This is a genomic window from Pirellulales bacterium (assembly GCA_019636345.1).
Lineage (GTDB): Bacteria > Planctomycetota > Planctomycetia > Pirellulales > Lacipirellulaceae.
In genome coordinates this window covers 60,965-85,958 of record JAHBXQ010000010.1, presented here as the reverse complement: position 1 = coordinate 85,958, position 24,994 = coordinate 60,965, and the positions used below count along the sequence as shown (strand labels likewise).

At 66.4% G+C, this 24,994-nt stretch carries 16 protein-coding genes; 8 read left to right on the top strand and 8 right to left on the bottom strand.

The features are described from left to right. The first annotated feature begins 130 nt into the window (after positions 1 to 130). The 4 genes from recQ to KF688_18315 all read left to right on the top strand — a co-directional run bounded on the left by recQ (position 131) and on the right by KF688_18315 (position 5,720). Positions 131 to 2,296: a DNA helicase RecQ gene (gene recQ, locus KF688_18330; GenBank protein MBX3427643.1), complete on the top strand. Its 2,166-nt coding sequence runs from the start codon at positions 131 to 133 to the stop codon at positions 2,294 to 2,296. 353 nt (positions 2,297 to 2,649) lie between these two features. Beyond that, entirely contained in the window at positions 2,650 to 2,934 is a 285-nt protein-coding gene (locus KF688_18325) for a helix-turn-helix transcriptional regulator (GenBank protein ID MBX3427642.1), read from the top strand. Between the two features lie 109 nt (positions 2,935 to 3,043). Then, positions 3,044 to 4,006, top strand: a complete 963-nt coding sequence (gene gluQRS, locus KF688_18320) for a tRNA glutamyl-Q(34) synthetase GluQRS (GenBank protein ID MBX3427641.1) — start codon at positions 3,044 to 3,046, stop codon at positions 4,004 to 4,006. 250 nt (positions 4,007 to 4,256) lie between these two features. Next, positions 4,257 to 5,720 carry a TIGR04222 domain-containing membrane protein gene (locus tag KF688_18315; protein ID MBX3427640.1) on the top strand — a complete coding sequence of 488 codons (1,464 nt, stop codon included), beginning with the start codon at positions 4,257 to 4,259 and terminating at the stop codon, positions 5,718 to 5,720. Positions 5,721 to 5,734: 14 nt separating this feature from the next. Here KF688_18315 and KF688_18310 read toward each other — a convergent pair whose 3' ends face one another. The 3 genes from KF688_18310 to KF688_18300 all read right to left on the bottom strand — a co-directional run bounded on the left by KF688_18310 (position 5,735) and on the right by KF688_18300 (position 9,985). After that, positions 5,735 to 8,398 carry a M1 family metallopeptidase gene (locus KF688_18310; protein MBX3427639.1) on the bottom strand — a complete coding sequence of 888 codons (2,664 nt, stop codon included), beginning with the start codon at positions 8,396 to 8,398 and terminating at the stop codon, positions 5,735 to 5,737. Between the two features lie 186 nt (positions 8,399 to 8,584). Further along, positions 8,585 to 9,301: a response regulator transcription factor gene (locus KF688_18305; GenBank protein ID MBX3427638.1), complete on the bottom strand. Its 717-nt coding sequence runs from the start codon at positions 9,299 to 9,301 to the stop codon at positions 8,585 to 8,587. Between the two features lie 444 nt (positions 9,302 to 9,745). Next, positions 9,746 to 9,985 carry a SlyX family protein gene (locus KF688_18300; protein MBX3427637.1) on the bottom strand — a complete coding sequence of 80 codons (240 nt, stop codon included), beginning with the start codon at positions 9,983 to 9,985 and terminating at the stop codon, positions 9,746 to 9,748. A 255-nt stretch (positions 9,986 to 10,240) separates the two neighbouring features. On the opposite strand from KF688_18300, the gene KF688_18295 reads away from it, so the two are divergent. Further along, positions 10,241 to 10,606 (top strand): 4a-hydroxytetrahydrobiopterin dehydratase, encoded by a 366-nt coding sequence (locus KF688_18295; GenBank protein MBX3427636.1) that lies wholly within the window; start codon positions 10,241 to 10,243, stop codon positions 10,604 to 10,606. On the opposite strand, the gene KF688_18290 is transcribed toward KF688_18295, so the two are convergent. Then, complete coding sequence (locus KF688_18290; protein MBX3427635.1) at positions 10,603 to 11,358, bottom strand: PEP-CTERM sorting domain-containing protein; 756 nt, start codon at positions 11,356 to 11,358, stop codon at positions 10,603 to 10,605. The genes KF688_18295 and KF688_18290 overlap by 4 nt on opposite strands. A 195-nt stretch (positions 11,359 to 11,553) precedes the next feature. Here KF688_18290 and KF688_18285 point away from each other — a divergent pair, with 195 nt between their 5' ends. After that, positions 11,554 to 12,717 (top strand): GNAT family N-acetyltransferase, encoded by a 1,164-nt coding sequence (locus KF688_18285; GenBank protein ID MBX3427634.1) that lies wholly within the window; start codon positions 11,554 to 11,556, stop codon positions 12,715 to 12,717. A gap of 304 nt (positions 12,718 to 13,021) precedes the next feature. Continuing rightward, on the top strand, positions 13,022 to 14,278 hold the full coding sequence (locus tag KF688_18280; protein ID MBX3427633.1) for an outer membrane protein transport protein: 1,257 nt from the start codon (positions 13,022 to 13,024) through the stop codon (positions 14,276 to 14,278). Between the two features lie 109 nt (positions 14,279 to 14,387). On the opposite strand, the gene KF688_18275 is transcribed toward KF688_18280, so the two are convergent. Then, positions 14,388 to 20,399 (bottom strand): response regulator, encoded by a 6,012-nt coding sequence (locus tag KF688_18275; GenBank protein MBX3427632.1) that lies wholly within the window; start codon positions 20,397 to 20,399, stop codon positions 14,388 to 14,390. A gap of 542 nt (positions 20,400 to 20,941) precedes the next feature. Between KF688_18275 and KF688_18270 the strand changes: the two genes are divergently transcribed. Then, positions 20,942 to 22,039 (top strand): methyltransferase domain-containing protein, encoded by a 1,098-nt coding sequence (locus tag KF688_18270; protein MBX3427631.1) that lies wholly within the window; start codon positions 20,942 to 20,944, stop codon positions 22,037 to 22,039. Here KF688_18270 and KF688_18265 read toward each other — a convergent pair. The 3 genes from KF688_18265 to KF688_18255 form a co-directional block, all read right to left on the bottom strand. Beyond that, positions 22,032 to 23,090 carry a response regulator gene (locus KF688_18265; protein MBX3427630.1) on the bottom strand — a complete coding sequence of 353 codons (1,059 nt, stop codon included), beginning with the start codon at positions 23,088 to 23,090 and terminating at the stop codon, positions 22,032 to 22,034. The genes KF688_18270 and KF688_18265 overlap by 8 nt on opposite strands. A gap of 55 nt (positions 23,091 to 23,145) precedes the next feature. Next, positions 23,146 to 23,493: an Hpt domain-containing protein gene (locus tag KF688_18260; protein MBX3427629.1), complete on the bottom strand. Its 348-nt coding sequence runs from the start codon at positions 23,491 to 23,493 to the stop codon at positions 23,146 to 23,148. Between the two features lie 539 nt (positions 23,494 to 24,032). Beyond that, complete coding sequence (locus KF688_18255; GenBank protein ID MBX3427628.1) at positions 24,033 to 24,797, bottom strand: esterase; 765 nt, start codon at positions 24,795 to 24,797, stop codon at positions 24,033 to 24,035. Between the last annotated feature and the right edge of the window lie 197 nt (positions 24,798 to 24,994).

Genomic DNA, 24,994 nt, shown 5'->3' with positions numbered 1-24,994 from the left:
TGGCTTGGACGGCGGTCAGGCGGTACCATGGTCGGAGTTTGCGAGGCGACTGTTCGCGAGGCGAGGTGAAGCAATCGTGGCTGCCGTGGGTTCTTCGGGTTCGTCGTTGGCCGAAACGCTGCTGGACGCCATGCGGCGTTACTGGGGCTACGACGCGTTTCGGCCGCTGCAGCGGGAGTCGATGACCTGCGTCATGGGGCGGCGCGACTCGGTGACGGTCCTCCCCACCGGCGGCGGCAAGAGCCTCTGCTTTCAGGTCCCCGCGGTCTGTCGCGACGGGCTGGCGCTGGTCGTCTCGCCGCTCATCTCGCTGATGAAGGACCAAGTCGACGCGCTGCGGCAATGCGGCGTGCCGGCCGCGGCGATCAACAGCACCCTGTCGGACGCGGAGCGCCGCGACGTGGCCGCGCAAGTTCGCAACGGCGAGTTGAAGCTGCTGTACGTGGCGCCCGAGCGGCTGGTCATGTCGCGCACGCTGGAGTTTCTCAGTTCGGCGAACGTGACGTTCGCGGCGATCGACGAGGCCCACTGCATCAGCGCGTGGGGGCACGACTTTCGCCCCGAGTACCGCGGGCTGCGGATCCTCAAGGAGGTCTTCCCGGGGGCGAGCGTCCACGCCTTCACGGCGACGGCCTCGGAACCGGTGCGGCGCGACATCGCCGAGCAACTGGGACTGGCCGACGCGGTCATGCTGGTCGGCTCGTTCGATCGGCCGAACTTGACCTACCGCATCGTGCGCGGCGGGAGCGACCGGTTCGGCAAGCTAAGTCGGCTCGTCGAGCAGCGGCGGGGCGAGTCGGGGATCGTCTACTGCATTAGCCGCAAAGAAGTGGAGAAAACGGCGGCGGGGCTCGCCCAGTTGGGCCATCGAGCCGCCCCCTACCACGCGGGGCTGAGCGACGACGTCCGCCACCGCAACCAGGACGCGTTCCTCGAGGAGCGTATCGACATTGTAGTCGCGACCGTCGCGTTTGGCATGGGAATTGACAAATCGAACGTCCGATTTGTCATCCACAACGGCATGCCCAAGAGCTTGGAGCACTATGTTCAGGAGAGCGGCCGGGCCGGGCGGGACGGGCTCGAGGCCGACTGTCTGCTGCTGGCGTCAGGGGCCGACGCGGTTCTGTGGCGGAGAATGATCGAGGGGGACGGCCCCGAGGCTGCCGCCGGGGCATTGCGGGCCCTGGACGCGATGAGCCGATTCGTCGACGGCGCCGGCTGTCGCCACCGGTCGATCGTCGAGTACTTCGGCCAGGAGTACGACCGCCCCGACTGCGAGGCGTGCGACGTCTGCCTGCAGGAGGTCGACCTAGTGGCCGACCCGACCGTACTGGGGCAAAAGATCCTGTCGTGCGTCGCCCGGCTCGATCAGCGCTACGGGGCCGATTACACAGCCAAGGTTCTCGTCGGCTCGACCGAGGAGCGAATCCTCGCGAGCGGGCACGACCGGCTGAGCACCTACGGACTGCTTGCCGACCAGCGGTTGCAAAGCGTGCGGCAGTGGATCGACCAGCTCGTCGGACAAGGCTATCTGCGGCGGGTCGGCGAGTACAACACGCTCGAGATCACCCCCGACGGCCGCGAGTTGCTCCGCGGCGAGCGGACGCCGCAACTGCTCAAACCGACCGAGACGAAGCGAGCCGCCGCGCGACGCAGCGGCTCAGGCGCGGCAAGCGCCGAATCGTGGGAGGGGGTCGATCGCGAGCTGTTCGAGAAGCTGCGCCAATTGCGGCTGGAGTTCGCCGCCGAGCGGGGCGTCCCTCCCTACGTGGTGTTCAGCGACGCGACGCTGCGTGACATGGCCCGCCGCCGACCCGCGTCGCTCGACTCGCTGTTGGACGTGAAGGGGGTCGGCGAGAAGAAGCGCGACGACTACGGCCGTGCGTTCGTCGAGGCGATCGTCGACCACTGCACCGCCGCGGGGGTCGAGACCGACGCGATCGCGCCGGACGAGGGCTCGGCGGTGCGCCGCTTTGACCCTGGCGACGAGGCGCTCGTCCCGCCGCTGTCGTCGCTGCCGGCGTTCGAATTGTTTCAACAAGGCCTGAACGTCGACGCGGTCGCCGAGCGTCTCGGCCGCGTCCGCTCGACGGCGGTGAAGTACCTGCTCGATTTCATTCAGCACGAGCAGTTGATGGACTCCAGCCCATGGATCGATCCGCAACTCGCCGTGCGAATCGAGACGGCCGCGGAGGAGGTCGGGGGAGAGCGGCTCAAACCGATCTTCGAGAAGCTCCAGGGAGAGGTCCCCTACGATGAAATTCGCATCGTGCTGGCCTGCGTCGCCAATCGGTGAGGTCCCCGGCTGACGGCATGCCGCGAATCGGCCCGTGCGCAAATCTACGGGAAACGAAACGGAAAATAGCGCGTGACAAACGCCAAGCGCTTCCGTCCATACGGTTTTGTCCCGTCGAAGCGCATTTCCAGGCGAAATTTCCGCACTTCGCCTCGGCCGCACGAATCGGAGGGCGGTTCGCGGACGTCGTGGGTTTCTTCCCTGTCCGGCTTGCACTGCGGTTTTTCCGCCAAGGCAATTCGCGGGTTTCCGCTGGGAGTGTTGTCACCTAGGCCCGAATCGTGATAATTAAGCACGGGCGCCATCCACTTCACTTTCTTTGGATCGCCCTGCGCAAGCGGGGTTCGCCCGTCATGTCCGACACCATGAAAAATCGCGTCGCTCGACTCACCGAGCGGCAACGCGAGGTCGTCCGCCTCGTTTCGCTGGGATGCACGATGGATGAAGCCGGGGCCATCCTCGGCCTCTCGCCCAGCACGGTCGACAACCACCGCGCCCGCGCGATGAAGGTCCTCGGCGCCGACAAGGCCGCGATCGTCACTCGATTGGCGATCAAGTACAAGATCAGTTCGCTGGCCGACGCTCTCACCGTCGGCGAGAAGCGCAAGAGCGGGCGCAAGAAGGACGGGTGGAATTAGCTTCACGCCGGGCTGTCGGCGTTCGGCCGTCGGCAATCGGTCGAGCGGCTCGCTTCTGGCTGATCGCTGACCACTGACGGCTGAACTCCGAACGCCTGATCGCCCGCATATGTCCTGCACGCGCCTCGCACCTTCGCCGACCGGCGCGTTGCATTTGGGGAACGTGCGAACATTCCTGGCGAACTGGGCCCTCGCGCGCCGCAAGGGGTGGCGCATCGTGCTGCGCATTGAGGACCTCGACGGTCCTCGGGTCAAAACCCAGGCCGCGGCCGAGGCGATCGAAACGCTGCGCTGGTTGGGGATCGATTGGGACGACGGTCCGTCGTACCAACGAGCCGACTTGGCGCCGTATCGCGCGGCGCTCGCGCGGCTGGTCAAGCGGGGCTGGGCCTATCCGTGCCGCTGCACGCGACGCGAGATCGAGGCCGCCGCAATGAGCGCCCCGCACGGCGACGAGCACGAGCTGCGTTACCCCGGCACGTGCCGACCAAGCGCGTCCCCGGCCCGTGGCGGCGCGGAGGCTTCAGCCGCTGACGTCGAGGGAGCCGCGTGGCGGTTGATCGCTCCCGCGGGGGTCACGACGTTCGTCGACGAATTCGCCGGCCGGCACTCCCACGACGTCAGCGCCACGACCGGCGACTTTCTCGTCGCGACTAAGGAAGGGCTCCCCAGCTACCAGCTTGCCGTAGTCGTCGACGACGCCCGGCAAGGGATCGATTGCGTCGTACGCGGCGACGATTTGCTCGGCTCGACCCACCGGCAGCGGCTGCTTTACGAGCGGCTCGAACTCGGTCCGCCCCCGCGGCACTGGCATGTGCCGCTGGTCGTCGGCGCCGACGGCCGCCGGCTCGCCAAGCGTCACGGCGACACCCGGGCGAGCCGCTACCGCGAGCGGGGCGTGCCCCCCGAACGACTGATCGGTCTCGTCGCCGCGTGGTGCGGCCTCGGGCCCCGGCGCGAGCTCGCCGCGACCGAGTTCGCCGAGCAGTTCGACCTCGCCGCGCTCCCGCGGACGCCGATCACGTTCACCCCCGCCGACGACGCTTGGCTGTTGGCCGCCGGCCGCGGCTAACGATCTGCGCAGCGAGGACGCCGCTGCACGGCGAGCGTCAGCTCCCCATGAGGCTGCCACGCGCTTGTCCGCGACCGCATCGGTTGTCGAGCGAACCAGGGCATTCTCCCCCGGCGCGCAGCAACGGCATTCGTGCGCCGAAACCGATCTCGATTCCAGACTGGCGTGACGCGCATTTGGGCGACTGTGGTAGACTGACGCCGACTCGCTCGCGCTTGGCGAGTCGCTGCACCGCAATGGCGAGGCGATCATGCCGCTGTCGAAGCCTTCGTTGTGGACCAAGCTGGCCGCGTTTCCGCTGGACGATCCCGGCGCCGAGACGCCGTTCTCGGTGCGGCTGGCTCGCGAAAAGGGGTGGTCGCTTCGCGACGCCCAACGAGTCGTCGAAGAGTATCGGCGGTTCCTTTACCTGACGACCGCGGCGACGGAGCCGGCGTGCCCGTCCGAAGAAGTCGACGCGGCGTGGCACCTTCATCTGTGTTACACGCGATCCTATTGGGACGATCTTTGCGGGCGGGTGCTCGGGGGGCCGTTGCACCACGATCCGACCGCTGGAGGCGGCGCGCAGCTCGACTATCATCGGCGGATCTACGCGGCGACTCTCGAAACGTATCGGGCCGAGTTCGACTGCCAGCCTCCGCGCGCGATTTGGCCCTCGGTCGACGAGCGGTTCGCCGCCGGAAGCCGTCCACGCGAAGTCGACCCGAGTCGCTGCTGGATCGTGCCGAAGCCGCCGGTGCGCGAGCTCGCCGCGCATGTCGCCCGGTGCGCCAAGGGTTGGCTCGCCGTGGGCGCCGCAGCGATCGTTCCCTTGGCCGGGGCGGCATGGAACCCGCTCGATATGCCGGGGCCGAGCTTCTTGGGGTTCTACGCCGTTCTGCTGGCGTGTGCGACGCTGGCGGCGTTCGTGCTGCGCAAAGCGCTCGCGGGGGGAGATGAATTCGCTCCGCTGCCGGAGCTCGACCCCTACGAGACGGCCGTCCTCGCCTCGGGCGAGCAGGGAGCGGCGCGCATTGCGCTGGCCGAGTTGATGCTGGCCGACGTCGCGGCAGCGGTCCCCAACGACGATCGCAAGCTGCAGATCGTCAAACAGGAACCGCCGGAGCTTCACCCGCTGGTGCAGGCCGTCTATCGCGGGATCGAGGCGCGGGGCGAGGCGACGATCGACCAAGCGATGAAGTCGGGCTTGCCGACGGCGGCGAAGATCGGCGCCAAGCTCGAAGACCAAGCGCTCGTCCCCGGCTCGATGGGACGACTGGCGGCGACGCTGCTGCCGGCGCTCGTGGTTTTCGGCGTCGTCGCGCTCGGCGTCGCGAAAATCAACGTCGGCCTCAACCGGAACAAGCCGGTGCTGTTCCTGGCGCTTCTGTGCCTCGGCGCGGCCGTCATCGGAGCGACGTTCTTGCGACCCGTGCGGCGCACCCGTCGGGGCGATCGCCTGTTGCGCTCGCTGCGCAATCAGTACAGCGAGCTCGCCCAAGGAACTCGCTTCGAGGTCGCTGAGCCGCGCGAACAAGCGTACGCGATGGGGCTGTTCGGGCTGTCGACGCTCGCGACGTCCGCGTTGGGCATGACGACCATCGCGCACATGTTGGAACCCCCGCGGAACAGAGGGGGCTCCGGATGCAGTTCGGGGTGCTCCGGCAGCGGGTGCGGCGGGGGAGGGGGCGGTTGCGGAGGCGGCGGCTGCGGAGGGTGCGGCGGGGGAGACTGATCGCGCAGGGCGAGCTAGTCTTCGGCCGACGCTTTGCCCTTGAGTTCCTTCACCTGCTCCGCGAGTTCCTTCTGCTCCTTCTCCAGCTCGCGCAACCCCTTGCGGAGCTCGGCGACCTCACGAGGATTCACCGCAGCGGCCTTGTCGAGCGCCTTCAATCCGGCCGCGGCCGCTTCAGCGACGCGGTCCCCCTGCGCTCGCTTGGCGAGCGGCTCGAGAATCGCGCGGGCCCGCTTGTCCCCCAGGGCGCCCAGCTCGCGGGCCGCGACGGCCTGCAATTCGGTCCGCGGGTGATTGAGGAACTCGCACAGCAAGTCGTACGCCTGAGATTTGTGCGGCTCGTTCGGCGAGATCGCCGCGAGGGCGCCAAGGCCGGTGCGCAGATGGCGCACCCGCAGTTCGTCGCGGCGCTCGGAGAGCGTCGCGATCAAATCGGGCTGCAGCGCCGGGTCGCCGAGTCGCTTGATCGCCAGAAACGCGGCGCCGACCGCTTCGTCGCCGAAGTGTCGCGAAGCGAGCGCCGCGCGGATCGCGGCGTGCGTCTCCGGCCCGCCGTGCTTGCCGAGGGCGCGGATCGCCGAAGCGACGATCGCAGGATTCGACTCGTTCGCGGCGACCTCGAGCATCGCGGCCCGAGCCTCGGGGCGGTAATGCCGGCCGAGCGTCTGGACCGTCTTGTGCCTCACGCGGGCGTCAGGCTGCCGGCGCGAGGCAAGCAGCGCCGCGAACGCTTCGTCCGTGCGAATCGAAGCGAGCGCTTCAGCCGCTTCCTTGCGGACGCCGAAGAAGGGATCCTCGTTGAGGGTTCGCTGCAAGGCCTCGACCGACTTCTGGGTCTTTCGCTTCGCGAGCGCCTCGCACGCCAGCAGCCGACCGACCATGTCCTCGCGATCGTCAAGCTGCGCAAGCAGCATCTTCTCCGTCAGGTCGAATTCGACCTCAGCGAGCACGGTGTATTCGGGATCGAACCGCACGATCGTCGGCTCCTCGTCGCACCGCACGTAGAAGTCATGTTCGGCCGAGTCGATCGTCACGATTTCGTCGACCTTCTTCCCGGCGACGACGAATCTCAGCGTCGCGGGGAAGTGGAACCAGTGGTGAGCCCCGGCGTCGTTCGAGCACTTCTGCTCGAGATGAACGTGGGCGAGCCGCTCTTCGGCGAGCCACTTGTACTTGATCGAGAGCTTGGGATGCCCCGCATGGTACGCCCACTGGTCGAAGAACCGATCGAGAGTCAGCCCCGTGACGTCCTCGAACGTGTCGCGCAGGTCGTCGGTCGCCACCGATCGCCACGAGTAGCGCTGCAAGTACGTGTGAACGGCTCGGCGGTAGAGGTCCTCGCCCAACTGGCTGCGGAGCATATGGAGCAGCCAGCTTCCCTTGGGATAAGCGCGAAAGTCGAACTGCTCGAACGGCCGCTTGTACTGGCGATAGACGATCGGCCGCCGGTCGTGCCCGTTGGAAAGGACCCGATCGCGGGCGTCGAGATAGAGCCCGTACAGCATCGCGTCGCGGCCCTGCTTATGCCCCTCGTACAGATGCGTGTAGTAGGTGGCGAACCCCTCGTTGAGCCACAAGTGGCTCCAGTCTTTGCACGTGACGTAGTTGCCGAACCACTGGTGAGCCGTCTCGTGCGCGTCGAGGCCGCGGCTGGCGTACACGTTTTCGGTCGCGTCGGAGAACAAGGTGTCCTGCGTCAACGTAGTCAGCGAGGTGTTCTCCATGCCCCCCCACATGAAGTCGGCGATCGTGGTCTGGTAGTACTTGTCCCACGGGTAGCGCACCCCGGTTTCCTGCTGGTAGAACTCGATGATGTCGGCCGTGTCGGCAAACGAGTTGGCCGCGTGCTCGGCGAGCGACGGCTGCGTGAAGAACGCCAACGGCAGATCGCCGAGCTGCTTCTCGATCTTCGCCAGCCGGCCCGCGACGATGCACAGCAAGTAGTTGGCGTGCGGCTTCTCCTGCAGCCAATGGACCCGCTTCAGCGGGGTTGCGCCGCCGTCGGTCGCCGGTTCCGGCGTCTCGCTCACCAGCCGGCCGTTGGAGAGCGCAGTCATATCGGCCGGCACGTGGAGCACGACTTCGGTGCTCGAACGCTCGTTGGGATAGTCGAACGCCGGGTACCAGTGCCGGGCCTCGTGCGGTTCGCCCTGCGACCAGACGTGCTCGTCCGACTCGGGGACGCCCGTTTCGCGGGTGCGGAAGTAAAGCCCCAGCTTCGGCTCGGCCGCGTAGTCGATCTCGACCCACGCTTCTTCCTGCACGGGAATCGGCGCGGCGAACACGATCGCGAGTCGCTCGCGATCGACCGAGAAGTCGCGCACCGCGTGCGACGAACGGACCGCCGACACGTCGAGGTCGACTGCGTCGAGCTTGAGCGTCGTCAGCGGCTGGGCGATCGGGGCGAACCGCAGCGTCGCCGTGCCGCCGATCGTGCGGCGACGGAAGTCGGGGGTGACGTCGAGCTTGATGTGCAACACGTCCGCCAGCCGGTCGGGAGCGTACTGGCGCGTGCGGAGTTCCGCGGCGTCGACTTCGCCGTCGTCGAGCCGGGCGGCGGCGTTGTCTCGGCAGACCTGCAGACCTTCGCCGGCCCAAGCCGGAGCTAGGGCAATCCCGCTGGCCGCCGCGAAGTGAAGAAGCAACCAAGACAACCGACTGGCAAGCGCAGCGCGCATCACGAACATCCCCGGAGCCGAATCAGAGCCGCACGAAGCGGTACGAGCACTCTAGTTTAGCTCGCAACGAAGCGGGCCGCACCACCTCGGAAGGACCGCCGGAATCCCGAGGGGGTTCGCCGAGTTGCGGATCCCCGGGCAATTCGCGTGAGCACGCCGCTCGCGCCGCCTCCGCACGGCCCTCGGCTACGGTTCGATCAGCCCGTCGCGGATTGCGCGGCGGGTGAGGAGCGAGGCCTTGTGAAGCCCGAGCTTCTTCATGAGTCGCGAGCGGTGATTGTCGATGGTGCTCGACGAGAGTTGGAGCTTCTCGGCGCACTCGGCGACGCTGAGCCCCAGGGCCAGTTCGCGCCACACGTCGATCTCGCGCGGGGTCAGTCCGGCAATCGATCCCTCGTCCAGCGGTTGCAGGCGGTAGCCGCGCGTCGTGCGCAGCACCCGGAAGGCAAACTCGGGATCGAACACGCGCTGGTCGAGATTGAAGATCGTCGCAACGGCCGAGGCAAGCGCCTCGGGCCCGGCTTGGCGCGAGAGGTAACTGACGCCCGCGTGGGGAAGAACGGCGAGCATGATCGCTTCGCGCGGCAGCCGATCGAGGATCAGCAGCCGAGTCCCTACCTGGGCCCGTCGCCACAACGAGGCGCGAGTCGCGCCGATGGCGATCCCGACGGCGTCGTGAATCGCCAAGTCCGCCTCCGGCGGTCGCGGCGCATCGTGACTTGCATCGGCGCGAACGCCGGGAACGATCCGCACGGCCGGGTACGACCGTTGCAGCCAGACCCCCACGGCCTCGTCGTCCAGCTTGCTCTCCAAGGCGAGGGAGATGCACGGAGCGACGGCCGTCCCGAGCCGGAGGCGCTGCCCCGGCGCATGGGCGTCCGACTCGGCAGGAACCGTGTGCATCGGATGTTTCTCCCTGGCGTGCATCGAAGGCCTGAGGCGCGATCGCAGGGCAGGCCGACGGCGACCCCGTGAACGGACATCCGCGGTTCGCGGCGAACCACATGGTCCAGTGTTCGGCGATCTTTCCGCCTCAGGCGGAATCGCCCAACTCGAACCGGGATGTCCAATTCACAGATGCGCTGTACGTCGACTCGTGACAGGAGGAGCCGCAGAGCATGTGCCCGCAAGTCGTTACGGCTCGACGCGAGACGACGAACGTTGGCGCCAGGGCGTCATGCCGATGACACCCGAAAAGTTACGATGACGGTTCGCCCAGATTGGGGCAATCCCCCAAGACGAGGGGGAGGCGAAGAATTGCGATGGCACGCGACTCGCAAAATCAGGGGGTTTCACTTCAAGTGACTCTTCTATAGTCCGCTCTATAGAGAATCCGAAGACCAAGTATCAATAATGCGGCGGCTTCTCGTACGGCAGATCGTCCCCCTCGGAGCCCGCGGCAGCGAGTCGCTCCAGGGCCGCCCGGCATTCGTGGAGCTCGCGCCGCAATCGCCCCAAATCCCCCTGTTGGGCGAGAATCGCCGCGTTGAGGTCGTCGATCAGCTTCTGCTGAAACGTGAGCCGCTCTTCGACAAGCCTAAGCCGCTCGTCGTCGGGGCCGGTGAAAGAAGGAGGGATAGGCGACATCGGGCTTTTAGCGTCCTCGGCGAGTTTGCGCAAACTGCACGGCGGTTGTTTTCGCGCCTCTCTGCATGAAATTTGTTTTCCATCCCAGGACATTTCTGCTCGCCTGGGGGGCTCGTCCGTGAATCTGTTCATTCTCGCCGCGGAGGGAGATAATGCAAATTCGGTCGCCAGCGTCGGCCTCGGCACGGCGCCAGGGCTGCGCAGATCGACCGCTCCCCGAAATCAACCGCCCCCCCGAATTCGGAGGCTGCCGCGATGTCCGCCCTGTCGTGCGATCAATTGACCCGCAAGAAGTGCCTTCCCTGCGAAGGGGGAGTGGAGCCGTTCACCCCCGAGCAAGCCGCGGCTCAGCTCAGCGAGTTGCCCGGGTGGCGGCTGACCCGCGACGGGCAGCGGATTCGCAAGGATTGGACCGTCAAGAACTTCATGGCCGGGATGGATTTTTTCAATCGCTGCGCCGAGGTCGCTGAAGAGGACGGGCACCATCCCGACTTGCACATCGAGGGATACCGGAACGTGTCGGTCGAGTTGTGGACTCACGCCATCGGCGGCCTGTCGGAAAACGACTTCATTGTCGCGGCGAAGATCGACCGGCTGCCGATCGAACTGCGCGGAGCCTAACCTTCGGGCTGCGGCCGTGGTTGTGTCGACGCTTCGTTCGGAAGGCGTCGTCCGCGGCGAACAATCACTGCGCCTGCGGCGGTCAGGATCAGGCCGATCGCTGGCGAAGGTTCGGGAATCGGCGTGCCCGACACGCTGAACGCGGGGATCTCGAGGGTGAAGAAATCGTTGTTGACCCACGGATTCGGCGCGCCAGTCGTTTGACTGAAATCGCGCGCGGCCCAGAGCGCCCGCGAGCCGATCCCGTTGACAAACCAGCGCAGCTCCGAGAAGTTGCTCGCCGCGGTCTGCCCCAGCACCAACCAGTAGGACACGCCTTGGCGAAGGCGAAGGCCCAGCGGCGACCAATCGACGTCGTACAACTCGGTGTGATCGACCGTCAGCGGATCGACGGGCACGTTTTCCAACAAACGCGACGCGATGACCGCGCCGGGGACGCGCCCGGCGCTCTCGGCGAGATCGAGCCGCGGCGTCGGCGCTCCTGCAAACTGTTTGAACAATGCGAGCCGGGTCGTCGTCAGCAAGTAGTCGCCGTCGACAGGCGTGAACTGGACCGCCAGCTCGCTGCGGGTGATTCCCGAGAACCACTGGGCGACGTACGTGAGATTGCCGTTGTATTCGCCGGCTGGGCCGAGCGACGAGGCGATCACTTGCTGCGGCGGCCCCGAGAGGGCCGCGGCTTGAAGGAATCCCAGCTCGAAGCTCGCCAGAATCGTTCCAACGGCGGCGACGTAAAGCCAAGTGCGCATCATGAGCGGCTCGTCGTTGAGAAGCAGGAGAAGGTGCGGTTTCGCCGGAGCCGATTGTACCAAGGCGTTCGCGGGGATGCTCACAGACGCGAGCTTCCCGCGGAAAACTCCGGATCGTCGGGCAGGCGCCGTTGCGGTATGCTGGCGGGCTCGCAAAACGTTCCCCTTGGTCGCCGGTCTCCTGCCCCGTTTGTCGCCATGCCTGCCGTGGAAGTCGTCCCCGTCGATTCGCGCCGCCTGCGCAAGCAATTCTTTCACCTGCCGTGGGAGCTGTACGCGGGCGATCCGTTCTGGGTGCCGCCGATTCGGATCGTCCAGAAGGAGTTGCTGGGGTTCCATCGGCATCCGTTCCATGACCAGGCCGAGATGCGGCACTTCCTGGCGCTCCGCGACGGCCGGCCGGTCGGACGGTTGTCGGCGATCGTCAACCACGCGCACAACGACTGGTACAAGGAACGACGAGGGTTCTTCGGATTCTTCGAGTCGATCGACGACGAGGCGGTCAGCGGGGCCCTGTTCGACCACGCCCGGACATGGTTCGCCGCGCAAGAGATCGAAGCGATTCGCGGCCCGGTCAACCCGTCGCTGAACTACGAACTGGGGCTGCTCTTGGACGGGTTCCAGGACACCCCTTGGTTCATGATGACCTACAACAAGCCGTACTACGCGCGGCTGATCGAGGCGTACGGCTTCCGCAAGGCCCAGGACATGTTCGCGTTTTGGGGCCATGTGAGCATGCTCGAGCAGGTGACCAAGCAGATCGGCCACCTCGCCGGCAGCGTGCTCGATCGGATGAACCTGAAGTGCCGGCGGATGGACCCGCGGAACTTCGACGCGGAGATTCGCACGTTTCTGGACATCTACAACAAAAGCCTCGTGAGCACCTGGGGCTTCGTCCCCATGAGCGACGGCGAGGTGAAGAAGCAGGCAGCGGGGATGAAGCGGATGATCGTCCCCGAGCTGACGACGATCGGCGAGATCGACGGCAAGCCGGTCGGCACGATGTTCGGGTTGCTGGACTACAACCCGCGGATCAAACAGATTGACGGCAAGTTGTTCCCCTTCGGTTTCATCAAGCTGCTGAGCAACAAGCGAGCGATCAAACGAGTGCGGCTGATCAGCACGAACGTCCTGCCCGAGTACCAAAGCTGGGGCATCGGTCTGGCGCTGGTCAGCCGGCTGGTCCCCGACGCCATGCAGTGGGGCATCGAGGAGGCCGAGTTTTCGTGGGTGCTGGAAAGCAACGACCTGAGCTACAAGACGCTTAAAAAGGGGGGCGCGAAGATCAACAAGCAGTACCGCGTGTACGACTTCGGGCCGAAGGACACGACGGCGAACGCGAAGTTCATGCAGCAGGACTGAGGGCGCGGCGCGCATCGCTCGCCGTCGCCAGCTTCGCTAGCAGGGGGACGATTCCCGCGGCGGGGGGGCGCCCGACGCGACTCTGGGGAAACTCTGCCGATTATCCGGCTCACGCCGATCGGATTCTGCCGATCGTGCCGCTTGTTCGCGTTCTGCCGGATCGCCGATCAGCCGATATCTAGCGCGTTGCCCATCACCATGCGGCCCGCGTCGATTCCCGACGACGCGGGGAGGCGAAGAGACTTGGAGTACGCACATGCGCCAGACACGTCGTAGGCGCCCTTCGGGCGCGGTTCTCGGCTTGTTGTCGTTCTCAACCCTGGCGGCCTGCTGCGCTTCGGCCCAAGCGCAGGGGATCATTATGCAGGGGGTCGGGACGGTCAATCGCGCGATGGCGGGAGTCGGCACGGCCGCGCCGGTCGACGCCGCCGGGGCCGTGTACCGCAACCCGGCCACGATGTCGGGCTTCCGCTCGTCGGAAGTCTCCGTCGGCGCCGAGTTGCTCTTGATGACCGAGAACCTGTCATCCACGTTTCCCCTTGCGGGGAGCGGGTCGACCGACGCCGAGGCGGGGGCTTCGCTCATCCCGTCGGTCGGGTGGGTCCATCGTCTCGACGACAGTCCGCTGACCTTGGGGCTGGGGATGTACGGCGTGGCGGGGTTCAAGTCGAACTACCCGTCGAGCCTCACCAACCCCATCCTCGCGCCGCAACCCAGCGGTTTAGGGCGCGTGTTCGCCGAGTTGCAAGTGTTCGAGGTGGCGCCGGCTGCGTCGTTGCAGTTGACCCCCGAGCTGTCGGTCGGCTTTTCGCCGATCCTGGCGATCGGTTCGCTCGACGCGATGCCGCTGTTCCTGGCGCCGCCCGACGACGCCAACGGCGACACCGCGTTCACCTACCGCGATGGCATGGGGACGCGATACCACTACGGCGGAGCGGTCCAGTTGGGCGTGTACTACGATCCGGGCGGCGACTGGGCGCTCGGTTCGTCGATCAAATCGCCCACCTGGTTCGAGGATTTCCGGTTCTTCACGACCGACGAAGTCGGCGCCCCGCGGCTCGACAAGCTCGACCTCAATCTGCCGATGATCGTCTCGGCCGGCTGCTCGTACCGCGGCTTCGAGAACGTCCTCTGGGCGACCGACGTCCGGTACGTCGATTACAAAAACACCAACGGCTTTCGCCCGGCCGGTTACACGGCGTTCGGCAACGCGACGGGACTCGGGTGGGACAACATCTTCGCCGTCTCGACCGCGCTGCAGATCCAGACGACCGAGCGGCTTGTCATGCGGCTGGGCTACAGCTACCAGGAAAACCCGATCAGCGACGCGAACACGTTCTTCAACATCGCCTCGCCGCTCATTCTGGAGCACATCGTGTCGGTCGGCGCCTCGTTGCGCGTGAGTCGCAACGCGACGCTCCACGCGGCGTACCTGCACGCCTTTGAGTCCTCGAACACCGGCCCGTGGGTGTTGCCGGGCATCGGGGCCGTGCCGGGGTCGTCGGTCACGAGCACGATCTCCGCGGACGCGCTCTCGGCCGGGTTCACGGTGAAGTATTAGGCATTGTCCCAAGACCATGAGCGGACGGCGCTGACCGCCGGCGAGCTGCCATAAACGCCTCGATCAAGCTTCGCAGCGGTTAGCGTCGGTCGGCTCATGTTCGGAGGACTCATTCCGCCAGCGCGGGTTCCGCCGGGAGGCGGGCGGCGACGGCGTCGAGTTCGGCGAAGAGTTGCGCCGGACGGACGGGCTTGGTGAGGCAGGCGTTCATGCCCGCTTCGCGGCATCGCTGGTGGACTTGTGCGACGGCGTGGGCGGTCATGGCAATCACCGGCGTCGAGTTCTTCGCGTTCGACTCCAGACTGCGGATGCGGCGGGTCGCCTCGAAGCCGTCCATCCCCGGCATCTCCAGGTCCATCAGCACGACGTCGAACGCGTCGGCCTGCAGGCGCTCGAGGGCCTGGAACCCGTCATCAGCCGTGGCGACCGTGTGCCCCAGGGTTTGCAGCAGGCCGACGCCGACCTGTTGGTTCACGGGACTGTCGTCGACCAACAGGATGTTGAGCAGTCGCCGGGGCCCGGCCGGTTGGGCCGCCCCGAGCAGGTCGGCCCCTGCGTCCTCGCCTCGCAGCAGTTGCCGGGCCGCCTGGACGAGCTGCGCGCCGAGCACCGGTTTGGTCAGCACGAGTCCGTCCAGCGGCTCGGCTTCGTCGCTGAGCCAATCAATGGGCGACAGCCAGATCGTCTGCCACGCGCCGCCCTCAGCCGCCGGACGCCAGGCGGCGATCGCGGCGAGGCGGTCCTCCTCAACGAGACTCAGGTCGATCACCGCGATGCGACGTTGCGTCTCTCCACCGACCCCATCGACGTCGCGACCGGGGGAAGCGGCTTCGTTCCATTGGCTGAGATCGGCAAGGCGGACGACGTCGGCTCCGCTCCGCTGGAGCGCATCGCCGTAGAGCTGCAGCGCGGGGGCGTGGCCGCTGAGGACCAGGGCCCGCACGCCCTCGAGCGCGTCGGCCGGTTGCCCGGGCTCGATCCGCCCGCCGGGGACGTTGAGCGGGATTTCGAAGAAGAAGGTCGTGCCGACGCCGACTTCGCTTTCGAGCCAGATGCGGCCCTTCATCAGTTCGACCAGTTCGGAGGAGATCGAGAGCCCCAGCCCGGTGCCGCCGTACTTGCGGGTCGTCGAGCCGTCGCTTTGCTGGAAGGCGCCGAAGACGTGCTGTTGTTTGTCCTGGGGGATGCCGGGGCCGGTGTCGGCGACGGCGAATCGGAGGACGCCCCCGCCGCGCAGCTTGGGGACCAGGGCGATCGAGACGCGCACCTCGCCCGCATCGGTGAACTTGATCGCGTTGCCGACGAGGTTGACGATGATCTGCCGCAGGCGGCTGGGATCGCCGACGATCGTCGCGGGGGCCCGCGCGGGGACGTCGCAGAGCAGTTCGAGGCGTTTCTTGGTCGCGGCGGCCGACATCAGCTTGACGGCGTCGCCGACGACCTGGCGGAGATCGAACTCGATCTCTTCGAGTTCCATCTTGCCGGCTTCGATCTTGGACAAATCGAGGACGTCGTTGAGCAGCGTGAGGAGCGCCTCGCCCGACTGCTTGACGGTGGTGACGTACGACTGAATCTGCGGGGTGAGCGGCGACCGGAGCGCGAGTTCGGCCATGCCCAGGATGCCGTTCATGGGGGTGCGGATTTCGTGGCTCATGGTGGCCAGGAACTGGCTCTTGGCGTTGCTGGCGGCCTCGGCGGCGAGCTTGGCGATGCGAAGCTGCTCTTCCTTGAGCTTGAGCTCGTCGGCGACTCGCTTCAGTTCCTCGTACGACTCGGCGAGCTGGCGCGTCTTGGTCTCGGCGGCGGCGGTCCGCTCGGCGACGCGACTTTCGAGGGTCAGGTTGAGCTCTTGGAGTTCGCGGAAACCGGCCGCGTTTTCGAGCGCCGCACCCGCGATCGTGGCGACGAACGACGCCAGCCGCAGCTCGTTCTCGCCGAAGAGGCCCGAAAGCTCTTCGTGCGAGACGACCAGCAGGGCCCGCAGGGCGCCGCGAACGAACACCGGCGCCGCCAGGCACGACCCGGCGACCGGTTGGCCGTCGGCCAGTTGTCGTAGATCAAGGGGCGTCGGCGGCGCGTCGCCGAGCGCGACGCGATAGCTCTCGACGATCTGCGCATCGACCGTGGTCGGCGACTCGCCCGACGACGCAGCCGAGACCTGGCGCGGGGCGTCGCCGTCGAGTTCCCAGACGACGCACTCCTGGCCGCGCAGGAGCCGCAGCGCGGCGGCGCGGGTTTGATCGTAGATCGCCGCTTCCTCGAGGGCCGAGGCGATACGGCGGCCTGAATCGAGCACCGTGTCGAATCGGTCGATCAACGACAGCGACGCATTTTCGTCGGCGTGGTGCTTGCCCCCGCGGCCCTCGTGCAACCGCAGATCGAGCTGGCTTTTGAGTCGCAAGCCGGCGCGGCGTCGGCGCTGTGCGTCGGGCCAGCCGAGATCGGCGCCAATCTCTCCGAGGGCGATGAGCGACAGCGCGAAGTCGTAGCGAGCCCGCTGCCGTTTGGCCAATTTGAGACTGCGGGCCAAGAGCCAACGGGCCTGCCGCGGGCGGCCGATCATTGCGCTGGCCAGCGCCCCTTCGCGCAAGGCCCGCGGGACGTCGTTTTTGCACATCCACGAGGCTCGCACGGCCTCCGCGGCGGCGCGGCGCGCCTCGCGCAGCAGGCGCATCCGGCGCCGGGGGGAGTAGAGACTTTGCCGCTGTCCGGCTTGCCGCAAGGCGACGGCCAGCCAGGTCAACAGCGGCAGCGTGTACGAGTTTTTGATTCCCCGATCATGCGTGATGCGGACGGCCTGGCGGAGCTCGTCGGCCGCTTCCGCCTCGCGCTGCTGCGTGATCAACCACAATGCGTACGCCAGGGCGACCTGAGCGGTTCCCTGCGGGTCGGACCGATCGCGCGTGCGTTCGGAAAGGATCGCGTCGATAGGGATGTTTTCGAGATCGGCCCGGGCCCAGACTTCAAGGTTGATCCCGGCGGCCTGGGCGTCTCCCGTGAACAGCCCCGAGCGGCGATTGCGGTCCGCCTCCTCGATCGCCTGGGCGTGGTCTCCTAGATGGTACAACGACGCGGCGATCTGATAGCGGGCCGTATGCACCTGCTGGTAGTCGCCGGTCCGTTCGAGCAGGCGGACCGCCTCGCGGCACTTGGCGACGCATTCGTGGAATCGCGACCCCGTGTACAGGGCGATGCCCCAGTAGTGGAGCGACTGTCCCTGTCCCCAAACGTTGCCCAGCGACTGGCGGATTTCGAGCGAGCGCTGGCAGTAAACGTCGGCCCGCGCGTAGAGCGAGTACAGAGACACGCCGATTCCGTGCGACGCATACGCTTCGGCGAGTTCCTCCGAGGGGAGAAACTGCTCGGCTTTGTTCAGACAGTACAGGTGGGCCCACAGCATGACCACGCGACTGCGGGCGTAGAAGCACGCATGCGCCATGCCGTTGAGCAGCTTGATTTGCAGGCGCGATTTGGGGTCGGGCAGCCGGCGCCGACGATGCAGGAAGAACCGCGGCGCCAGGGTATGCAGCGCCTGCGTCGCGGCCTGAACGAGGAACATCAGCGTGAAAACGGCGAAGTTCCTCGGCACATAGATCCCCAGGATGCGCAGCGCCGCTTCGACCTCGGTGACCGCCTGCTCCATGTCCCCCCGTTTGAGCGACAGCTCGGCCAGCTTGCCGCGGATGCCCGCCTGGGCTTGCCAGCCCTCGGCGTACACGCTGGCTTGGGTGAGCGATCGCGCGGCGTCCTCGTACCGACCCTGCAGCAGATCGACGTCCCCCAGGCCTTCGAGCACCTGGAACCGCGTCGCGCGGTCGGTCTCCGCGGCCCCGCGTTCGGCGATCAAGTACTGCTGCCGGGCGATCGCCAGGGCGTAGCGTCCCCGGGCTTCGGTCGCGGCGGTCAGGGCGTACGGCAGGGCCGACTTCGGATCGCCCGCGGCGTCGAAGTGGTAGGCGACGTCCGCCTCCGAGGCGCCCGGCGTTTCGCACAGGAGGACCGCCACGCGCCGGTGGACGTAGCGCGCCCGCTGCTCGGTGAGATGCTCGAGCACCGCTGCGCGGATCTTGTCGTGGACGAACACGCAGCTCGTCCCGTCGGGTCGCATCCAGACGAGGCGTTTTTGCCGCGCCTCGTCCAAACTCTCGACAAGCTGACTGGTGCTGATCGACGCCAGTTTGGCGACCCGTTCGAGGTCGAATTCCTTGCCCAGCACGGCGCCAATCGAGAGCAGCTCGACCGCGTCGGCGCCGAGCGACGCGACGCGGCTGGTCAGCAGCGTGCCGGCGGCCTCGGAAGACTGGCAGGTCCGCAACGCCTCGGCGTCGACTTGCCATCCGTTCTCGCCGGCGCGGAGGGCGCCGCACTCGAACAGCCCGCGCAGCACGGCCGAGGCCATGAAGGGACTGCCGTCGGCGAAGCGGACGACGACTTCGAGCGCTTCCTCGGGGAGGGCGCCGGCCATCGACTCGGCGAGCTGGCGAAGCTCGCGATCGGACATGCCGGCCAGTCGAATGCGTCCCCGCGCTTCGGTCCGGCGGAGGAGGTGGTCGTCGTCGACCTCCTCGGAGCGGAAAGCCGTGATCACCAGGACGTGGTTGTCGGTCGTCGCGGCGTCACGCCGGGCGTTCCAGTGCTGGATCATCTTCAGCGCGAGATCGTCCGCCCACTGGCAGTCGTCCAGCAGGACGACCGCCGGGCAGTCGGCCGACCCGAGCGCGTCGAGCAACGCCGTCAAGGCGCGCAAGGCGCGGGCCTCGCCGAATTGCTCGGGACCCTTGCTGAGCGGGCCCTTGCCGAGCAGAGGCTGGAGCTTGGGAAGAATCGCCGCCAGGGCGCTCCGCTGGTCCTGCAACTGCGTCCGCAGTCGATCGGCGAAAACGCCGTCGGCCTCGGCCCGGGCGAGAACGCCGGCCACGATCCCTTCGAGCAATTGGAGCGTGCGGCGTCCGACGTCGTGGGTTTCCTGCCCTTTGAGGACCCACATATTCTCGCGCCGGGCGAGCTGCGAGGCCTCGGCCAGGAAGCGACTCTTGCCGCCGCCGGAGTTCGCCTCGAGCAAGAGCAGTCCCCCCTGACCGATCTTGGTTTCGGCGAGGATCTCGCGAATCTGCTGCAGTTCCGCCTCGCGCCCCACGTAGGCCGGTTCCGAGAGGGAGGTCCGACGATCGCGGGCGCCGATGATCACAGCGGGATCGGTCTCGCCGCTGCGCAACCGCTCGGCGAGGGCGCGCACGTCGGCCAGCGCAGCCTCGGCCGTCTGGTAGCGGGCCGAGGGATCCTTTTTCAAGAGCCGTTGCAGGAACTCCTCGAATGCACGGGGCGCGGCGACGCCGCGCGAGGCGAGGTCGGGCGCCGGAGCCGTCATGTGCTCGTACAGCACCTGCCCCAAGTCGTCGCCGTGAAACGGGGGCTTGCCCGTCGCCGCGGCGTACAGCACGATCCCCAGCGAATAGAGGTCGGACCAGGGGCCCGGATCTTGTTCAATGGCGCCGGCCCATTCCGGAGGCATGGTCTCGGCCAGTCGCAGCGCGTCGCGCTGGTCGCAGTACTCGATGAAGACGGCCGCCGGCGGTCCGATGCCGACCAGCACGGCTTGGGCCGGATCGTCGTCCGGCGCCACGAGATTGCTCAGGCTGACGTTGCCGTGGAGCGTCTGTCCGGCGTGGAGTTGGCCGAGACCCTGCAGAACTCGCTCGGCAAGGCCGAGCGTCTGGAGCACGTCCAACGGCCGGCGGCGGACGATCTCCTCGAGGGTGCTCCCCTCGACGCGCGCGAAGACGGCGAACCGCCAGTCCGCGGCGCTTCCCCAGTCGACGACTTTGGCGAGGCAGTCGCTCTCGATCCGCTTCAACAGCGGCAGGTCGCGGTCGAGTCGCAGCCGCACGCCGGGAGGCATGCGCGACTCGGGAAACGCCTTGATCACGCGGCGCGCGCCGTCATCTCGCTGGCGCGCTTCGAGCGCCACATAGCTGGCCGTCTCGCGCAGGAGACCGACCGGCACGAAGCGGTCGCCGAAGGCTTCCTCAATCGCCGGGCCGAGACGGCGGACGGCGTCGGAGCCTTGATTCGGCTCGCCGCGCTCCGATTCGACCTTGGCAATGCGCTGCTGGTCGCTCATCGCTGCTCAAGGGAATACGGCGGGGGGAGTCGATTCGGGACGCGCAGGGATATTCAAACAACCATAGCCCCCCCTCGCAGCGGGGCATTCCGGCGATCGCTCAAACTCCCCCCACGCAGGGGGGTTTGCGGAATCCGGCATTCCAACCGGTCCGATCGTAACGCTAATGACGACTAGGACTTGGAAGCTCGCGACGCGCATCGCCGCTGCGTTTTGAGCATTTCGAAATGTTGCAACAGCGTCGCGGCGCCTCGATGAGAAAGGGCGACGACCGTGATAAGACAAAACGATCGCGTCGAGTCTCACGCGCAACAAGACCTGATGCACGCTGAGGAATGCGCCAACGCGCGACTCGGATTCTTGCCTGCAACTTGTTTCGAATTGTCAGAAAAAAATTGAGTCGACTCTTGCGAGCAAGTATAAGGGGAGAATCGCAAGCTGCGACGAGCCGCTTGCACGCGACATGCACGTCGCTTGCGACGTTGCCGAATCCTCCTATCCCGCGCCAGGTTCGACGCAATCCCCAATCGGAGCCGCCGCACATGTCCATCGCTTATCAGCCGGAAGTTGTTGAGAATTTCTTTGCAGTCGACGTGGCGGCGTTGACCGAAGGACTTGCTCGGTTGGAGTCGGAGATCGATCCGAACGAGCAACCGACTCGCAACGCTCGCTATCGCGAGTTGCTGGATTTGCTCGACCAGATTCGGTCTGCCTGCAAGCAACTGGAGGGCGAAATCGGCCTGAACGACACCGTGCTTCGGGACGTTCAACAGCGATTTCAGGAGGTGATCGCCCCGTGGTTTTCCCAAAGCTGGATGATGAATCACGCCCGGACGAAGCCTCAAGGCTACGCCGGCGATTATCAAATGCTGACCACGATTTACGAAGCGCAGCCCAGATCGTCCGGCCTGGGCGGTTACCTTGATTTGTTCTTTTTGGATACGGAGCTCGGCCGTGCCGTGCCGGCCCGCAAGAACGCCCTTCAACGGTTCTTGAGCGACGAAATCGCCGCTCGCGAAGGGGACGTGGCGGTCGTCGACATCGCCTGCGGTCCGTGCCGGGAATTTGCCGACGGGATCGAGATTCCCGCCGGCAAGAACGTGCGGGTGACGTTCGTCGACTACGACGAGGACTCGCTGTCGTTTGCCGAACGAGCCCTTTCCCCGGCTCCTGAGGGATTGGCGTACGAGTTCGTCCGCTACAACGCCCTGCGGATGCAGGCCCCGGCGAAGTTCATCGCCGAGCACGGCAAGTACGACGTGGTCTACAGCGTCGGGCTGTGCGACTATCTTAACGACCGGCAGCTGATCGCCATGTTCAAGGGCTGGCGCGAGATGCTCAAGGCCGGGGGCGTTCTGTACGTCGCCTTCAAGGACATGAACTGCTACGACAAGACCGACTATCAATGGCTCGTCGATTGGTTCTTCCTGGAACGCGAGGAAGAGGATTGCCGGCAGTTGTTCCTCGACGCCGGTTACAAGCCGGAAGAATTGACGATGGAGCGCGACGCCACGGGGATCATCATGAACTTCGCGGCCCGCGCCGTCGCGATCGAGCGCGTCGACGCCGCTCACGTCGAGACGCCGCGCCCGGCGAGCGTCGACGTCGCGACTCCGGCGGAGACCCGTCAGCTCAATTGAGCGAGTTCGCCAGGGTCGGGGAGTCGATCTCCTCGCCGCCGTCGGGATTGCAGAAATCCTCCATCATTTCTTTGATGCGGAGGAATTCGATTTCGCTCTCGAGGAACGCCTCGACGACGACGGGGTCGAACTGCGTGCCGGCGCCGGCGAGGACGATCTCTTTGGCCTCGCTGTGGGGCATCGCCTCTTTGTAGACCCGCTTCGTGGTGAGCGCATCGTACACGTCGGCGACCGCCATGATCCGGCCGCACAGGGGGATTTGATTCCCGGCAAGTCCGCTGGGATACCCCGTGCCGTCGAACCGCTCGTGATGCGTCCACGCGATGTCCCGCGCGATCCGCAGGTACGACGCCGACGGATGCGAGCGGAGGGCCGCGTCGAGCGTTTTTCCCCCGATGATCGTGTGCTGCTTCATGCAGTCCATTTCTTCGGGGGTGAGCTTGCCCGGCTTGAGCAGCACGTTGTCGGGGATCCCCACCTTGCCGATGTCGTGCAGCGGGCTGGTGAGGTACATCATTCGGATGAAGTCGGGATCGATCTCGCTTTGGTACTTCGCGTGGGTCGCCAGGCGTTCGCCCAGGGTGCGGACGTACTCGCGGACCCGTTCGAGGTGAGACCCGGTTTCCGGATCGCGCGACTCGGCCAGCTTGGCGAGCGTGAAGATCACGAGATCGCGACTCTCCATCGAGGCGATCCGTTCGCCCACGTACATGCGCACCCGAAGCTCGGCGGAATCGAACGGCTTGGTGGCGAAGTCGTCGGCGCCGGCGCGGAGCCCTTCGACCAGATTCTGCGATCCGCGACGCGAGGTCAGCAGGATGACGTAAACGTACGAGCCGACGTCTCGGCTGCGGATTCGGCGGCACAGCTCCAGGCCGTCCATGCCGGGCATCTCCCAATCGGAGACGACGATCCGGCAATCGCAACGGCGCAGTTTCTCCCAGGCGTCGATGCCGTCTTTGGCCACGACGACGGAGTACCCGAGGTTTGTGAGGACCCCCTCGAGCATCATCACCGAGATGGGATCGTCGTCTGCGACCAGAACTTGCATAACGGGCGTCTCGTTGAGGTCGGTCGTCAAACGCGCGGCGACGGCCGCGATTCGTTCAACCGATGGCTTGCAGCAGTCGCTCCCATTCCGAGCGGAGTCGCGAGCACGATTGCGTCGCACAGTCTCCGCTGCTGCGGAGCGAGGCCGTTTCGAGATTCGCGATTTCCGTCACCAGCGCAGTCGCCGAAATGTTCGAGGCGGACCCTTTCATCCGATGAGCGACGGCGGCCGCCTCGGTCTTGCAGCCTCGGGCCAGCGCGTCTTCCACCTGATCGAGCTCGGCGGGAAACTGGGCGACGAACGCCTCGATGGCCCGCTCCATGAGTTCCAGATTGCCTAAACAGCGATCCAAGAGCTCGTCAAACTCTATCACGTGGGCATCGGCCACCATGGTCGTGCTCATGGCACTCGCCTCGGGATGCGGCAATTTGTCGGGACGGCTGTCAGGATCAGTCGGACTCCGCGAATCGTGAATCGTCGCCGCAGGGAAGCGGACGACGGGCAGCGGCAGGTCGGACGCCCTTCGAGCGCCGTCAACTCCGAGGAGGGGAGGTGCGCGCATCCTCCCTCGTCGTCGATCGGCCGCCAGGACTCGGCCCAGGCAGAATCGCGCTCACGCGGAAAACCGCAACAAGCCCGTCGACCTTGGCGTAAAAACCGTATGCCGCCCATGACCAAAGTCAAATCACTCGCTCGCGTTTCGCCCCCCTCTGGAGGAGTGCTGCGTGAGCTAGGAGACGCAACAACTGCACATGGACGCATTAATAGTGATTTTGCATGCATCCAATGCGGCAAAAAGGAGACGCCGGCGCCACGACCCGTCGAGAAAACGCAACCCCGCCTCCGTGCTGCCGAGGCCGTGCAACCGTTACAAGCCGACCGTTGGTCCGGGGGAGTTGGGATGTCGGTTTCTGCGGCGGCGGAGCGCGTGTTGCGACGAGTCTATTCCGCAGACGTTTGCATTCTCAGTCGCTCGCTCTCCAGTGATTGCACCAGGAACTCGACGGCCGCGGGAGCCATGTGCTCGAAGTAGCTCGGAGAATGCCCGCCCGCGGACGTGTCGAGATCGCACGCGTGCAGCACGCCGAGCGAGTAGAGCTTCATCCGCAAGCGGTCGACGCCGTCGTACCAAGCGTCGTCCGCCGGGTCGCAGCAAAACCACTGTCGACGGGGCCAGTTGAGCGGGTGGATGTGAAGCGTGGCCGTGTCTTGGCGGGCATCCTCGGCGTCCCGGTACATCTGAACGAGGGTCGGGTCGCCCGCTTCGAGCCGCCGATGGAAATCGACCGCCGGGGCGATTGCCGCGACGACCGGGAAGGTGTTGGGATGCTTGTACGCAAGCCGCAACGCCCCTTGCCCCCCCATGCCCGTCCCCAACAGGGCGATCTGCGGGGGCTTCACGCCCCAGTGCTCGGCAAGCCAGGCCAGTATGTCCTCGCGGAGGTACCGTTCGGCCGACTTCGCGGGGTCGAAATCCGGGCAAAGGCGGTCGCTCCACCAACTGCGCTCGGCCACTGGGCAGAGGCAGCGCAGTCCGAACTGGTCGAACAGCCGCCCAAACGCCGGGAATTCCGCCAGCGACGTCACATGCTCGCCGTGCAGGTAGAGCACCGCATACCCGTGCGGCGAGGGAGCGGGGGGCTGGTAGGCATGGCACGGACGCCCGTCCAGGGTGAGCGTCGTCCAGGCGCCGGTTGCGGAGTTCATCCCGACAGACTACCGTCGCCGCGGGAGCCCGTCAGCCCCCGCGAGACGGCCCGGGCAACGATGGCCTCCGGAAGCGAAGATCTCACAAAAAACACGGAGGTCGCCGAGAATCGACGAGTCGGCGTCTCCACGAGGATTGTCGCAGGCGCCGGTCGTCGGGAGCCGTGGAACAACTTTCCGTGCACGCCGTGTCTCCG